The organism is Oricola nitratireducens (assembly GCF_014904745.1).
Classification (GTDB): domain Bacteria; phylum Pseudomonadota; class Alphaproteobacteria; order Rhizobiales; family Rhizobiaceae; genus Oricola; species Oricola nitratireducens.
The window spans coordinates 21406-34894 of sequence record NZ_JACZCS010000050.1 but is presented as its reverse complement, the minus strand read 5'-3'; the positions used below and the strand labels follow the sequence as shown (position 1 = coordinate 34894).

Annotated in this window: 12 protein-coding genes; 8 read left to right on the top strand and 4 right to left on the bottom strand. The window is 61.4% G+C overall.

The genetic code is table 11. The features are described from left to right. The first annotated feature begins 186 nt into the window (after window positions 1-186). Window positions 187-1338, top strand: a complete 1152-nt coding sequence (locus tag IG169_RS20745; protein ID WP_193178177.1) for an acyltransferase family protein — start codon at window positions 187-189, stop codon at window positions 1336-1338. A gap of 37 nt (window positions 1339-1375) precedes the next feature. Here the strand turns inward: IG169_RS20745 and IG169_RS20740 are convergent, their stop codons facing one another. Both IG169_RS20740 and ssb read right to left on the bottom strand, forming a co-directional pair. Then, window positions 1376-1792 (bottom strand): hypothetical protein, encoded by a 417-nt coding sequence (locus tag IG169_RS20740; protein ID WP_193178176.1) that lies wholly within the window; start codon window positions 1790-1792, stop codon window positions 1376-1378. 14 nt (window positions 1793-1806) lie between these two features. After that, window positions 1807-2313: a single-stranded DNA-binding protein gene (ssb, locus tag IG169_RS20735; protein ID WP_193178175.1), complete on the bottom strand. Its 507-nt coding sequence runs from the start codon at window positions 2311-2313 to the stop codon at window positions 1807-1809. A gap of 260 nt (window positions 2314-2573) precedes the next feature. Between ssb and uvrA the strand changes: the two genes are divergently transcribed. The 3 genes from uvrA to IG169_RS20720 all read left to right on the top strand — a co-directional run bounded on the left by uvrA (window position 2574) and on the right by IG169_RS20720 (window position 6986). Next, the gene (gene uvrA / locus IG169_RS20730; protein WP_193178174.1) at window positions 2574-5492 is read left to right on the top strand and encodes an excinuclease ABC subunit UvrA; all 2919 of its coding nucleotides are present in this window, start codon (window positions 2574-2576) and stop codon (window positions 5490-5492) included. A 115-nt stretch (window positions 5493-5607) separates the two neighbouring features. Then, a complete protein-coding gene (locus tag IG169_RS20725; protein ID WP_193178173.1) occupies window positions 5608-6096 on the top strand; it encodes an Hsp20/alpha crystallin family protein in 489 nt (162 codons plus the stop codon). 86 nt (window positions 6097-6182) lie between these two features. Beyond that, window positions 6183-6986 (top strand): DUF72 domain-containing protein, encoded by an 804-nt coding sequence (locus IG169_RS20720; protein WP_193178172.1) that lies wholly within the window; start codon window positions 6183-6185, stop codon window positions 6984-6986. A gap of 7 nt (window positions 6987-6993) precedes the next feature. Here the strand turns inward: IG169_RS20720 and IG169_RS20715 are convergent, their stop codons facing one another. After that, window positions 6994-8220, bottom strand: a complete 1227-nt coding sequence (locus IG169_RS20715; RefSeq protein ID WP_343225687.1) for an MFS transporter — start codon at window positions 8218-8220, stop codon at window positions 6994-6996. Window positions 8221-8327: 107 nt separating this feature from the next. Between IG169_RS20715 and IG169_RS20710 the strand changes: the two genes are divergently transcribed. Continuing rightward, on the top strand, window positions 8328-9158 hold the full coding sequence (locus IG169_RS20710) for a helix-turn-helix domain-containing protein (protein ID WP_193178170.1): 831 nt from the start codon (window positions 8328-8330) through the stop codon (window positions 9156-9158). On the opposite strand, the gene IG169_RS20705 is transcribed toward IG169_RS20710, so the two are convergent. Then, on the bottom strand, window positions 9159-10631 hold the full coding sequence (locus IG169_RS20705; protein ID WP_246717487.1) for an NAD(P)H-hydrate dehydratase: 1473 nt from the start codon (window positions 10629-10631) through the stop codon (window positions 9159-9161). 269 nt (window positions 10632-10900) lie between these two features. On the opposite strand from IG169_RS20705, the gene IG169_RS20700 reads away from it, so the two are divergent. The 3 genes from IG169_RS20700 (at window position 10901) to IG169_RS20690 (ending at window position 13445) form a co-directional block, all read left to right on the top strand. Next, on the top strand, window positions 10901-11239 hold the full coding sequence (locus tag IG169_RS20700) for a P-II family nitrogen regulator (RefSeq protein ID WP_175276099.1): 339 nt from the start codon (window positions 10901-10903) through the stop codon (window positions 11237-11239). A 51-nt stretch (window positions 11240-11290) separates the two neighbouring features. Then, on the top strand, window positions 11291-12697 hold the full coding sequence (gene glnA / locus IG169_RS20695; RefSeq protein WP_193178168.1) for a type I glutamate--ammonia ligase: 1407 nt from the start codon (window positions 11291-11293) through the stop codon (window positions 12695-12697). Between the two features lie 319 nt (window positions 12698-13016). Beyond that, window positions 13017-13445: an FKBP-type peptidyl-prolyl cis-trans isomerase gene (locus tag IG169_RS20690; RefSeq protein WP_193178167.1), complete on the top strand. Its 429-nt coding sequence runs from the start codon at window positions 13017-13019 to the stop codon at window positions 13443-13445. Window positions 13446-13489: the final 44 nt, after the last annotated feature.

Below are 13489 nucleotides of genomic sequence, written 5' to 3'. Positions count from 1 at the left end.
TCAGTCAAACAGCGGAGGAGCTTCCTCGCCTCGTCCGATCGGCTTATCGCGCGCGAGAAGACAACGCCGTTTTCCCGCCTTTACACAACCCATGATTTCGGATGTCTGATCGGTTGAGAAAACCATCAAGGCAGACGTGTGAGTTCCAATTCCCCTAGATTGTCACCCCCCGGCGCGCAGAAATCCGTGGTTATTTTGGATGTTCTCCGACTGCTGGCCGCGTTGAGCGTGGTGGCTTATCATTACTTTTTCTATGCGAGCACAGAAGAAACCATCGGCGGCATCGGCGAGATTGCCGGATACTGGCTCAACTATCCGGGACTGGTCAGCTACACGTGGTGGGGATGGGTTGGTGTCTATGTCTTCTTCGTTATTTCCGGATTTGTGATCGCGATGTCGGCAAGCGACAAATCGGCTTCGGAATTTGCGATTGGCCGCTTTTCACGAATCTATCCCGCGCTCATCGTGTTTTCCGCACTGGCGCTGATCGTCATCCTGACTGAGTCCTCTGTACCCGCTTCCAAGTCGATCGCCAGTTGGTTCCGGTCAATCATACTGTTTCCGCGCGGACCGTGGATCGATGGCGCGATATGGACTCTGACGGTCGAGGCGCTGTTTTACGCGGTGATCGCCGTCGCGATATTTTTTAACGTGTACAGGCGAATTGGCGGCATTGTCCGCTTTTATACGGTTCTATCGACCATGTTCTGGATTGCCGTCCTCTATCAGCAATACGGTCCCGGCGCGCCCGATGGAGGCATCCTTCAGGCAGTCGCGGAATCCTACAAGGCAAAGTTCTTTCTTCTGACGACGGGATCATTCTTCGCCGTCGGAATGATATTCCATGAAATATATGTTTTGGGAAACAGGTTTGAGCGATCGATCTTCCTGTATCTTGCCGTACTGGATTCCGTGGCCGCCTTGCACACATTTTCCCTGTCATCGGCAGGCGTTACCCAATTTGGCCAGAACGCCATCCTTCCGATTTCCGTCTGGCTGGCGGCAGTCGCGGTCATCGGCTGTGCAATTCCGATGGAACGCCTGCGAACTCCCTCCCTGTTCTACAGGAAAATAGCACGGCAACTGGGGCTGATGACCTACCCGTTATATCTTGTCCATCAGATTTCGGGGGCCTTCATCATTGGCATCTTGTTTCAGATAGGTTTGGGCCGTTTCTTCTCGCCGTCTGTCGGAATTGGGATCGTCGTTCTGATCAGTTGGCTTTTCGCGCGCCATATCGAGCCGGGAATGCGGCGGCGCATCGATCACGCATGCCGGACGGCGATAGATCAATTCACCCTGCGATACGCCTTCCAGCGGACACGAAACGAAGACTAGCCGCCGGGACGAGTTCGAAGCGTTGATCGCAACTTGGTCATTGGCGCAGCGTGTCGAGATCGATAGTCACTTCCGCGCCTCCAAATCCATGCACGCTGTCATGCGCCTTGACGATGACCGTCGAGACGGTGTCGGGAATGGTAATGCCGGGTTGTGACCGCGTGAAGGGCTGTTCGTTCTCGTGCGGATGCAGCAATACCCGCTCGCCGTACACGGTGCCGTCGCGACCCGCGACGATCCAGCGGTCGGCATAGTGGTCCCAGCCTTCGTCATCGTGGCGGACAGTCACCTCAAACCGCCATGTCCCTGCGCCCTGCTGGCGCGCATTTACGGAAACCACATCGGCCTCGCCGGCAAAGACCTGCGTCAGCGTTGCAAGGATCGCCGCGACGCTGACCACGACGATGGACAGCGCCGATACGTCCCGCCCGTATCCGTTGCGTGCCGGCGCCATCGCGTAGTCGCTCCCTAGAACGGGATCTCGTCGTCCATGTCGCGGACGAAATCGTCATTGCCGGACGGCGCGCCGCCACCCTGACCGCCCTGATTGCCCTGGCCGCCGCCGTAACCCCCGCTCACCTGCTGCCGGCCCCCGCCGCCGCCATAGGAGCCTTCGCCCTCGCCGCGGCTGTCGAGCATCTGGAGATCGCCGCGGAAGCGCTGCAGCACGATTTCCGTCGTGTATTTGTCCTGGCCGCTCTGGTCGGTCCATTTGCGCGTCTGCAACTGGCCCTCGACGTAAACCTTGGCGCCCTTTTTGAGATAGTTCTCGGCGACCTTGGCGAGGTTCTCGTTGAAAATGACGACACGGTGCCATTCGGTCCGCTCACGGCGCTCGCCCGAATTCTTGTCGCGCCAGCTTTCCGAAGTCGCCACCGAGAGATTGACGACCGCATCACCCGAATTCATGCGCCGCACTTCCGGATCGGCGCCCAGATTGCCGACCAGAATAACCTTGTTCACACTGCCAGCCATGACGCCAACACTCCTGCATGATTTGCTTTGAATATTGGACCCCACACTATCCAAGCGCGCATGCAGGCTCCACACCGCCCTGCACTGTCCACAGGGTCTTTTTTGTTCTTGTAATGTTCTAGGGTTTCGTCGATGACTTTGTCAAGATGCATGCTGTGAGTCGGGCAAAGTCAGGAGAGATCGGCTAACCTCTCTCGACAAGCCGTCAGTCATGCTTAAATGAGGGGCAGTACGCGGGCCGGCCGCGATAGGCATCTTTCATGAGTGATCAGAAATTCATCTCCATTCGCGGTGCGCGCGAACATAACCTCAAGAACGTCGATCTCGATCTGCCGCGTGACCGGCTGATCGTGATGACCGGCATGTCCGGATCGGGAAAATCGTCGCTCGCCTTCGACACGATCTATGCCGAGGGTCAGCGCCGCTACGTCGAAAGCCTGTCGGCCTATGCGCGCCAGTTCCTGGAGATGATGCAGAAGCCCGATGTCGACCAGATCGACGGCCTCTCTCCGGCGATTTCGATCGAGCAGAAGACGACGTCGCGCAATCCGCGCTCGACGGTTGGCACCGTTACCGAGATCTACGACTACATGCGCCTCCTGTTCGCCCGCGTCGGCGTGCCGATTTCCCCCGCGACGGGACTGCCGATCGAAAGCCAGACCGTCAGCCAGATGGTCGACCGGCTGATGACGCTGGATGAAGGCACCCGCCTCTATATCCTCGCGCCGATCGTGCGCGGTCGCAAAGGCGAATACCGCAAAGAGTTCGCCGAGCTGATGAAAAAGGGCTTCCAGCGCGTGAAGGTCGACGGCGCTTTCTACGAGATCGCCGACGTCCCTGCCCTCGACAAGAAATACAAGCACGATATCGACGTCGTGGTGGACCGTGTCGTCATTCGCGACGATATCGCTGCCCGTCTCGCCGACAGCCTGGAGACCTGCCTGCGCCTGGCCGACGGCCTCGCAGTCGCCGAATTCGCCGACAAGCCCCTGCCGCCGGAGGATACCGGTGCCGACGCGGTCAACAAGTCGAAAAACGACACCCACGAACGGACGGTGTTTTCCGAAAAATTCGCATGCCCGGTCTCCGGCTTCACGATCCCGGAAATCGAACCGCGCCTGTTCTCGTTCAACAATCCCTTCGGTGCCTGCCCGTCCTGCGACGGGCTCGGCGTCCAGAAAACGATCGACCGCAACCTCGTCGTGCCCGAAAGGGAAGCCAAGCTGCATGAGGCGATCGCGCCCTGGGCGAAATCCACCTCGCCCTATTACCGTCAGACACTCGATGCGCTCGGCAAGGCCTACGGCTTCAAGATCACCGATAAATGGTCGTCCGTGCCAGAAATAGCACAGGACGCGATCCTGCTCGGCACCGGCGATCGCGAGATCGATTTCGTCTACGACGACGGCCTGCGCTCCTACAAGACCACCAAAACCTTCGAGGGTGTGATCCCGAACCTTGAGCGCCGGTGGAAGGAGACGGATTCGTCATGGGCGCGCGAGGAAATCGAGCGCTACATGTCGGCGACGCCGTGTTCCGTCTGCCACGGCCACCGCCTGAAGCCGGAGGCGCTCGCCGTCAAGATCGGCGGCAAGCACATCTCCGAAGTCACGGAATTCTCGATCCGCAATGCGGTGAAATGGTTCGATAGCGTCGAGGAGACCTTCTCGGACAAACAGGCGGAAATCGCCTACCGCATCCTCAAGGAAATTCGCGAACGGCTGCGGTTTCTCAACGATGTCGGCCTCGACTACCTGACGCTTTCGCGAAATTCCGGCACCCTGTCGGGCGGTGAAAGCCAGCGCATCCGTCTCGCCTCGCAGATCGGCTCGGGCCTGACAGGCGTGCTTTACGTTCTGGATGAGCCCTCCATCGGCCTGCACCAGCGCGACAATGCCCGCCTGCTCGAAACGCTCCGGCATTTGCGCGATCTCGGCAATACGGTGATCGTCGTCGAGCACGACGAGGATGCGATCCTGACCGCCGACTACGTCGTCGACATTGGTCCGGCGGCCGGCATTCATGGCGGGCGTGTCATCGCATCGGGCACACCGAACGACGTCATGGCCGATTCGGCCTCGCTGACCGGCCAGTACCTTACTGGCGCGAAAGCCATTGCCATTCCCGCCGAGCGCCGCCAACCGAAGAAGAAGCGCGCCATCAAGGTTTCGGGCGCGCGCGGCAACAACCTGAAAGACGTGACGGCGGAGATTCCGCTCGGCCTGTTCACCGCGGTGACCGGCGTTTCCGGCGGCGGCAAGTCGACCTTCCTGATCGAGACGCTCTACAAGGCCGCCGCGCGGCGCATCAATGGCGCGCGCGAGAATCCCGCCGAATACGACCGTATCGACGGGCTCGAACTCCTCGACAAGGTGATCGACATCGACCAGTCGCCGATCGGTCGCACGCCGCGGTCCAATCCGGCGACCTATACTGGCGCCTTCACGCCCATTCGCGACTGGTTCGCGCAATTGCCCGAGGCCAAGGCGCGCGGCTACCAGCCGGGCCGGTTTTCCTTCAACGTCAAGGGCGGCCGTTGCGAGGCCTGCCAGGGCGACGGCGTCATCAAGATCGAGATGCACTTCCTGCCCGATGTCTACGTCACCTGCGACGTCTGCCACGGGCACCGCTACAACCGCGAGACGCTGGAAGTGCACTTCAAGGGCAAATCGATTGCCGACGTGCTGGAAATGACCGTCGAGGAAGGTGTCGACTTCTTCTCCGCCGTTCCCGCTGTGCGCGACAAGCTGGAAACGCTAAAACGCGTCGGCCTCGGCTATATCAAGATCGGCCAGCAGGCGACGACGCTGTCCGGCGGCGAGGCGCAACGCGTCAAGCTTGCCAAGGAATTGTCGCGCCGGGCGACCGGCCGCACGCTCTACATCCTCGACGAGCCGACCACCGGCCTGCATTTCCATGACGTCGCCAAGCTGCTCGACGTGCTGCACGAACTGGTCGACACCGGCAACACGGTCGTCGTCATCGAACACAATCTCGAAGTCATCAAGACGGCCGACTGGATCATCGATCTGGGTCCGGAAGGCGGCGACGGCGGCGGCGAGATCGTCGCGACCGGCACGCCCGAACAGGTGATCGACGAGCCCCGCTCCTATACCGGCCAGTTCCTGCGCGAACTGCTTGAACGCCGCCCGCAGAAGCGGGTCGAGGCGGCGGAATAATCCGACGCCGTTCATCCATCGCAGGCCGAATTTGACGGTGATCAACGATTTTTCGCTCCACCCGCAATAGGGTCCGGCTACTCCCGGAGGAGCCGGGAGCATAAAGGAGTGAATCATGGCCGAATCCAAGAAAAGCAATGTTCCTTCCATGTGGTCTGGTGGGGTTTTCGACGATTTCCGCAAAGAGATGGATGACCTTGTCGGCAGCTTCTTCGGCGGCGAGCGCCGGTGGCCGGCTCCGGGCAAAGCCTGGGCGAACCTGCCCGCTGGCGTCGTCAATCCGGCGATCGACGTCACCGAGAACGATGACGCGATCACGCTGACGGCCGAACTCCCCGGTCTCGCCGAGGAGGATGTCGACCTCACCGTGCGCGAAGGCGTCATAACGCTGAAGGGCGAGAAGAAGCACGAGCGCGACGAGGAAAAAGACAATGTCCACGTCACCGAACGCAGCTACGGGTCCTTCCAGCGGTCGATGCCCGTACCCGACCGCGTCGACGCGGACAAGATCAGCGCCAAGTTCGACAAGGGCGTTTTGAAAGTCGTAATGCCGAAAAAGGCGGAAGCCAAATCGCCGTCGCGCAAGATAGACATCGGAAAATAACAACAGATGGCAGGAGCCGGCTGGAGACACCGGCCGGCTCTTCGAAATCGGGTTGCCCTCATTTTCCGTTTGTTCAACCATGTGGCATGAGCAAACGCGGAATCATACGAGCGGGCATGGGCGGCTGGAACTTCCAACCCTGGGAAGGCGTCTTCTATCCGGACGACCTGCCGAAACGGCGCCAGCTCGAATATGCCAGCCGCCATGTCACCACGATCGAGGTGAACGCCACCTATTACGGCAGCCAGAAACCCGAGACCATCGCGAAATGGGGCGCCGATGCGCCGGACGGTTTCGTCTTTGCCATCAAGGGCAACCGCTTCGTCACCAACCGCAAGATCCTCGCCGATGCGGGCGACTCGCTGAAGAAATTCTTCGCTCAACGCCTTTCCGGCCTCGGCGACAAGTTGGGCCCGATCCTCTGGCAGTTCGCACCGACCAAAAAGTTCGATCCCGCCGATTTCGAGGCTTTTCTGAAACTGTTGCCGAAGGAGGATGGCGGCGTTCGATTGCGCCATGCGCTCGAGGTGCGCCATGACAGCTTCGCCGTCCCGGAATTCGCTTCGCTTGCGGCCCGGTACGGCGCGGCGATCGTCTACGCCGACCATTTCACCTATCCGGCCATCGCCGACGTGACCGCCGATTTCGTCTATGCGCGCTTGCAGAAGGGCGAGGACACCATTCCCACCGCCTATCCGGAAGACCAGATGGACCAATGGGCAAAGCGCGCCCTGATCTGGGCGGAAGGCGGCGTGCCCGATGATCTGCCGCTCGCCGCGCCGGAACGCAAACCGGAGAAGAAGCCGCGCGACGTGTTCGTCTTCTTCATCCACGAGGGTAAGATTCGCGCGCCGCATGCCGCGCAGGATTTCCTGAAACGCGCCGGCTGATCCGGGCTCAGGCTCCGGCGGGAGCCGTCTCCGGCGCCTGCATCCGGCGGATGTCAGGCAGAAAGACCGCAAGAAGTCCGATCGCCGGCAGGAACGAGCAGACCGAGTAGACCCAGTCGATCCCGTAAATGTCGGCGAGTTGGCCGAGCACCGCGGCCGCAATGCCGCCCATGCCGAAGGCGAGGCCGAAAAACAGGCCGGCAACCATGCCGACGCGGCCCGGCAGGATTTCCTGGGCGAAGACGATGATCGACGGAAAGGCGGAGGCGAGCGTGACGCCGATAATCATCGACAGGACCGTCGTCCAGGCGAGGCTCGCATAGGGCAGCGCCAGCGTGAAGGGCAGGATGCCGAGTATCGACACCCAGATCACCCGCTTGGTGCCGATACGGTCCGCGAGCGGGCCACCGATCAGGGTGCCGAACGCCACCGCACCCATGAAAAGGAAGAGGTGGATCTGGGCGACCTGCACGCCGATGCCGAAGCGATGCATCAGGAAGAAGATGAAATAGCTCGACATGCTCGCCATGTAGACGAATTTCGAGAACATCAGCATCACGAGGACGAGGAGCGTGCGCCTCACGGTTTTCGCCGGAAACGGCGATGTCCGGTCCACGGTCCCCTTGCGCGCCGAAGCCCTGCGATGCGCGCCGTACCAAGCGCTCACGCGCGACAGCACGATGATGCCGAGAAGAGCGGCGAGCGAGAACCATGCGACGCTCGTCTGTCCCGACTGCACGACGATGAAGGCGGCAAGTAGCGGCCCGGACGCCTGGCCGATATTGCCGCCCACCTGGAAGACCGACTGGGCAGTGCCGTGGCGCCCCCCGGAGGCAAGGCGGGCGACACGCGAGGATTCGGGATGAAAGACGGACGATCCGACGCCGATCAGGCAGGCCCCGAGGATCAGGAAGGCGTAGTGACCGGCAAAGGCCAGCGCGAAAAGGCCGATGAGCGAGAAAGCCATGCCCACGGGAAGCGAATAGGTAAGCGGCCGCTTGTCAGCGTAGGCGCCGATCAGCGGCTGCAAGAGCGAAGCCGTTACCTGGAAGGCGAAAGTCAGGAAACCTATCTGGCCGAATGTCAGGCCGTAATTGGTCTTCAGCATCGGATAGATGGCCGCCAGCATCGATTGCATCATGTCGTTGAGCAAATGGCACAGGCTCAACGCGAAAACGACGGTAAAGACGGCCTTGTTCGTGTCGGTGCGGCCGAGGGACGGATTTGCGTTCACTTCAGGTCTCTCCTCAGGCTGGCGCGGTTCCCGTCGCGCCTGTCCAAGTTTTCCATATCCGCCTTGAGATGCGCCGTCTTTCGTGATTTGGTCCATTTCTTTCGAGAGTGGGCCAAACGAAGACCGTTTCGCCGGCAAGGCTGCACGAGATCGAACGCTTCCAGAGCGAATGGTGGGCTACGCTCGAAAACAGCAACGACACGGTGCTGGTTCGCCCGACCCGCTACGCGGACCACGACCACGTCGCCGACCACAGCCATACGCGCTCGCAGCTGCTCTATGCCATGACGGGCATCGTGACGGTGACGACCAGCGCCGGACGCTGGATGGTGCCGCCCGAGCACGCGCTCTGGCTGCCCGCCGGCACCGTGCACGCGGTCGACATCCTCGGCGAAGTCGAGATGCGGTCGGTCTATGTCATACCGGACGCGCTGCCCGGTCTTCCCGGCCATCTGCATGTCACGGCGCTCACCCCGCTGATGCGCAGCCTGATCGAGGCGGCAAGCGAGTTCTCGATCGAAAACCGGGCCGATCCGCGCACAATCTTCATCATGGGCGCCCTGATGCACGAAATTCCGCGTCTGCCGGAACGTCCGCTCGGCCTCCCCTTCCCGGCCGATGCACGGCTCGCCTCCCTGTGCCACGACTTCATCGAAGCGCCGTCTTCGAGCGCGGCCATCGACCGCTGGGCGGAAACGCTCGGCATGAGCCGCCGCACATTCACGCGCTTCTTCCGGCGGCAGACCGGCCTGCCCCTGTCGACATGGCGTCAACAGGCCTGTCTGATGGCCGCGCTTCCGCGGCTTTCGGCAGGCCATAGCGTGACACGTGTCGCGCTCGATCTCGGCTACGAGAGCACGGCGGCCTTCACGACGATGTTCCGGCGCATGATGGGCGCGCCGCCCAGGACCTATCTCAAGCGCCAGCCCGCGCCGTGACTATCCGGCCGCTGCGGCCAGCAAGGCGGGTGCGACACCGCCCACAAGGTCCTCGGCAATTGACAGCGGCCCGGCCGCCCGGCCCGCCTCGCCATGGATCCAGGCTGCCGCGCAGGCCGCTTGCCAAACCGGCACGCCCTGCGCCAGCAATCCGCCAATCAACCCGGCCAGCACATCGCCGGACCCCGCCGTCGCCAGTGCGGGCGTCGCATTCGTGTTGATGGCCGCGCGCCCATCCGGAGCGGCAATCACAGTATCGGGCCCTTTGTAGAGCACGACGGCATTCGCGCGGACCGCAGCCATACGCGCCTTGTCGAGTTTGGAAAGGCTCGCGTCTCCCGCCAGATCCGGAAACAGCCGGCCGAACTCGCCTTCATGCGGCGTCAGGACCAGCGCGGGCTCTCCCGCCGCCTTGGCTGCCTCGAACAACGCATCGTGATTCTGCGCGAAGGCCGTGATTCCGTCCGCATCGAGCACGAGGCGCAATCCCGTCATTGTCGCCTGATCGAGTAGCGAGGTCGCGATCATCCGAGCCGCGGCAAGATCGCCGAATCCCGGCCCCAATATGCAAGCCCGGCACCCCTTGAGCTCGCAGAGCCGGTCATAGGCATCGTCCGGCCCGCAAGGACGCAGCATGATCGAGGTCACGTGCGCGGCGTGAATGTCGAGCGCATCAGGAGCGCCAAGGATCGTCACCGCGCCGGCCCCCGCGCGCTGCGCCGCCAGCGCCGCGAGTCGGGAGGCGCCGGTCGCATGCCGCCCACCGGAATAGACCGCCGCATGGCCGCGCGCATACTTGTGCCATTCCGCTCGCGCATGCGGCAGCTGGAGCGCCCAAAGCTCAGGACCATTCTCGAACACCTTCGGGGCATCGGTTCCGAAAACTTCGGCGCGCACGCCGATGTCGGCAACGACAAGATCGCCGCACAGCGCGCGGCCGGGATAGAGCGCGTGCCCCGGTTTCTTGCGAAAGAAGGTCACCGTCGCGTCCACGGCAGGCGCGCCTCCCAAATCGGCGCCACTGTCGCCATTGACACCGCTCGGCAAATCGACGGCCACGACCCGGCTCCCGGATGACCGCATCCTGGCGAATACCGCTCTCACATTTTCCGGCAAACCGCGTGTCAGTCCGGCGCCGAAGACAGCGTCAATGACGACGTCGTCTCCGCTTGGCTCGAAATCAGCGGGAGATTGAATTGCCATCGGACAGCGCCATCGAGCAATGCCGGCATCGGAACCCGGCCGCGGCTCGCCGAATGCGAACAGCGAGACCGCCATTCCCGCTTCATGCAGAATGCGGCCAGCAATATATCCGTCGCCGCCATTGTTGCCGGGGCCGCAGAGCACGAGTGCGCGGCGCGAACCGCCGAACCGTTCCAGCACGACCCGCGCGACAGCCGCGCCTGCATTTTCCATGAGCTCCATGCCTGATGCATAGGCATGGTCCATCGTCCATGCGTCAGCCCGTCCCATCTCCGCGCATGTCAGAAGAGTATTTTGTCGGTGCCCGTCACTCTCGCTTTTCAAACATACCCCCGTCATCGTGCATATGTTTTAGGCATCCTGCCTAAATTCGCGCCATATTAAGCGCTCTATTTCATCGCCAGAACCTAATTGCGGTGCAATTCGCGTGTAGATTGTTCGGCGATTGCGCGGTTGTCTACGGCAAAACGGCGCACTTCAAAACTGGCACGCCATCTGCTTGTGTAGGGCCAGACTTTACCGTGGAGGCTTGCCTGTACATGAAAAAGATCGAAGCGATCATAAAACCGTTTAAACTCGACGAAGTGAAGGAAGCGCTGCAGGAGGTTGGCCTCCAGGGCATTACCGTCACGGAAGCAAAGGGATTCGGACGCCAGAAAGGGCACACCGAGCTCTATCGCGGTGCGGAATATGTCGTCGACTTCCTGCCCAAGGTGAAAGTCGAAGTCGTCGTTGCCGACGAAACCGTCGAAGCTGCCATGGAAGCGATCCGCAATGCGGCGCAAACCGGCAGGATCGGCGACGGAAAAATCTTCGTTTCCAATATCGAGGAAGTCGTTCGAATTCGTACCGGCGAGACCGGCGCGGACGCGATCTGATCCCTCCTACCGTTTCCCCAACAATTTGCAGTTCAACCAAAGGGAAGAAAAATGAGTGCAAATGACATTTTGAAGAACATCAAGGACAACGAGGTCAAGTTCGTCGACCTGCGCTTTACCGACCCGCGCGGCAAGATGCAGCATGTCACGATGGAAACCTCCGTTGTCGACGAAGACATGTTCGCCGACGGCGTGATGTTCGATGGTTCTTCGATTGCCGGCTGGAAGGCGATTAACGAGTCGGACATGGTCCTGATGCCCGACACCGAGACCGCCCACATGGACCCGTTCTACGCGCAGTCCACCATGGCGATCTTCTGCGACATTCTCGACCCGATGACCGGCGAAGGCTACAACCGTGATCCGCGCATGACCGCGAAGAAAGCCGAAGCCTATGTGAAGTCCGGCGGCTTCGGTGATACCGCCTATTTCGGCCCGGAGCCGGAGTTCTTCCTCTTCGACGACGTCAAGTTCTCGACCGACATGTACAAAACCGGCTTCCAGGTGGATTCGGTCGAACTGCCGACCAATACCGATGCCGACTACGAGACCGGCAACCTCGGCCATCGTCCGCGCGTCAAGGGCGGCTACTTCCCGGTCAACCCGGTCGACTCGGCTCAGGACATCCGCTCCGAGATGCTGACGGTCCTCGGCGAAATGGGCGTGAAGATCGAGAAGCACCACCACGAAGTAGCCGCTGCGCAGCACGAACTGTCGATGCTGTTCAACACGCTGACCTTCAAGGCCGACGAAGTGCAGCTCTACAAATATGTCTGCCACAACGTCGCTCATGCCTACGGCAAGTCGGTGACCTTCATGCCGAAGCCGGTCTATGGCGATAACGGCACCGGCATGCACGTCCACCAGTCGATCTGGGGCGACGGCAAGCCGCTGATGGCCGGCGACGGTTATGCCGGCCTGTCCGAGACCTGCCTCTATTACATCGGCGGCATCATCAAGCACGCCAAGGCGCTGAACGCCTTCACCAACCCGTCGACGAACTCCTACAAGCGTCTCGTTCCGGGTTTCGAAGCACCGGTTCTGCTCGCCTACTCGGCACGCAATCGCTCGGCATCCTGCCGCATTCCGTTCTCGAACTCGCCGAAGGGCAAACGCGTCGAAATCCGCTTCCCGGATCCGACCGCCAACCCCTACCTCTCGTTCGCCGCCATGCTGATGGCCGGCCTCGACGGCGTAAAGAACAAGATCCATCCGGGCGACCCGATGGACAAGGATCTTTACGACCTTCCGGCGGAAGAACTGGCCGAGATCCCGACCGTCTGCGGCTCGCTGCGTGAAGCGATCGCGGCTGTTCGCGAAGACAACGACTTCCTCAAGGCAGGCGGCGTCTTCGACGACGACCAGATCGAGGCATATCTCGAGCTCAAGGAAGAAGAAAACATCCGCTACGAGCACACGCCGCACCCGGTCGAATACGACATGTATTACTCCTGCTGATCATCAATCGCAGGGACGGGTAAACCAGCCGGCGGCGCATCGCGCCGCCGGTTTTCTTTTGGCACATCCTGTGAGCCAAATGCTCGCGAGTTGCACCGACGCTAACTCCCGGCGCGCCGTGAAGAAAACGAGTCCCTGCCCGCTCGCGCGCCGCGCTTTACCGCTTTGCACAAGTTGGCCCGCTTTCAATCCACACGGGTTTACAGACTCCGTCGCGCTTGTATGCTGATGCAAATCCCGTATGCCGGCAGCGCATGCGGACGACCATTGGATCTGCAAGACGGCGCGGTCCAGAACCAAATCCCCCGAAAGGCATGTTATGACTGAAGCAGAGCACGGAGCTACCGTGCACATCCACTATACTGGCAAACTCTCCGACGGCACCGTGTTCGACTCCTCGGACGGCCGCGATCCATTGCAATTCCAACTTGGCGCCGGCCAGGTCATTCCCGGTCTCGACAAGGCCATGCGCGGCATGGCTGTCGGCGAGACGAAGACCATCACGATCATTGCCGACGAAGCTTACGGCCCGCACCATCCGGAAGGCGTGCATGTGGTCGAACGCGCGTCGCTTCCGCCGGAAGTCGATGCGCAGCCTGGCGCCCAGCTGCAGGCCTCCGCGCAGGACGGCAATGTGATTTACCTCACTGTCGTTGCAGCCGACGACGACACGGTGACCCTTGACGCGAACCATCCGCTCGCCGGCAAGGACCTCGTCTTCGACGTCGAGCTCGTCGCCGTCAGCTGACGCGAAGATCCGGGTGCGGGTTAACTCTCCGCGCCCCTTGCCCC

Coding starts and splice junctions, on each gene's coding strand:
- IG169_RS20740 (WP_193178176.1), bottom strand. CDS start 1,792: ATGGCGCCGGCACGCAACGGATACGGGCGGGACGTATCGGCGCTGTCC.
- ssb (WP_193178175.1), bottom strand. CDS start 2,313: ATGGCTGGCAGTGTGAACAAGGTTATTCTGGTCGGCAATCTGGGCGCC.
- uvrA (WP_193178174.1), top strand. CDS start 2,574: ATGAGTGATCAGAAATTCATCTCCATTCGCGGTGCGCGCGAACATAAC.
- IG169_RS20725 (WP_193178173.1), top strand. CDS start 5,608: ATGGCCGAATCCAAGAAAAGCAATGTTCCTTCCATGTGGTCTGGTGGG.
- IG169_RS20720 (WP_193178172.1), top strand. CDS start 6,183: ATGAGCAAACGCGGAATCATACGAGCGGGCATGGGCGGCTGGAACTTC.
- IG169_RS20705 (WP_246717487.1), bottom strand. CDS start 10,631: ATGGGACGGGCTGACGCATGGACGATGGACCATGCCTATGCATCAGGC.
- IG169_RS20700 (WP_175276099.1), top strand. CDS start 10,901: ATGAAAAAGATCGAAGCGATCATAAAACCGTTTAAACTCGACGAAGTG.
- glnA (WP_193178168.1), top strand. CDS start 11,291: ATGAGTGCAAATGACATTTTGAAGAACATCAAGGACAACGAGGTCAAG.
- IG169_RS20690 (WP_193178167.1), top strand. CDS start 13,017: ATGACTGAAGCAGAGCACGGAGCTACCGTGCACATCCACTATACTGGC.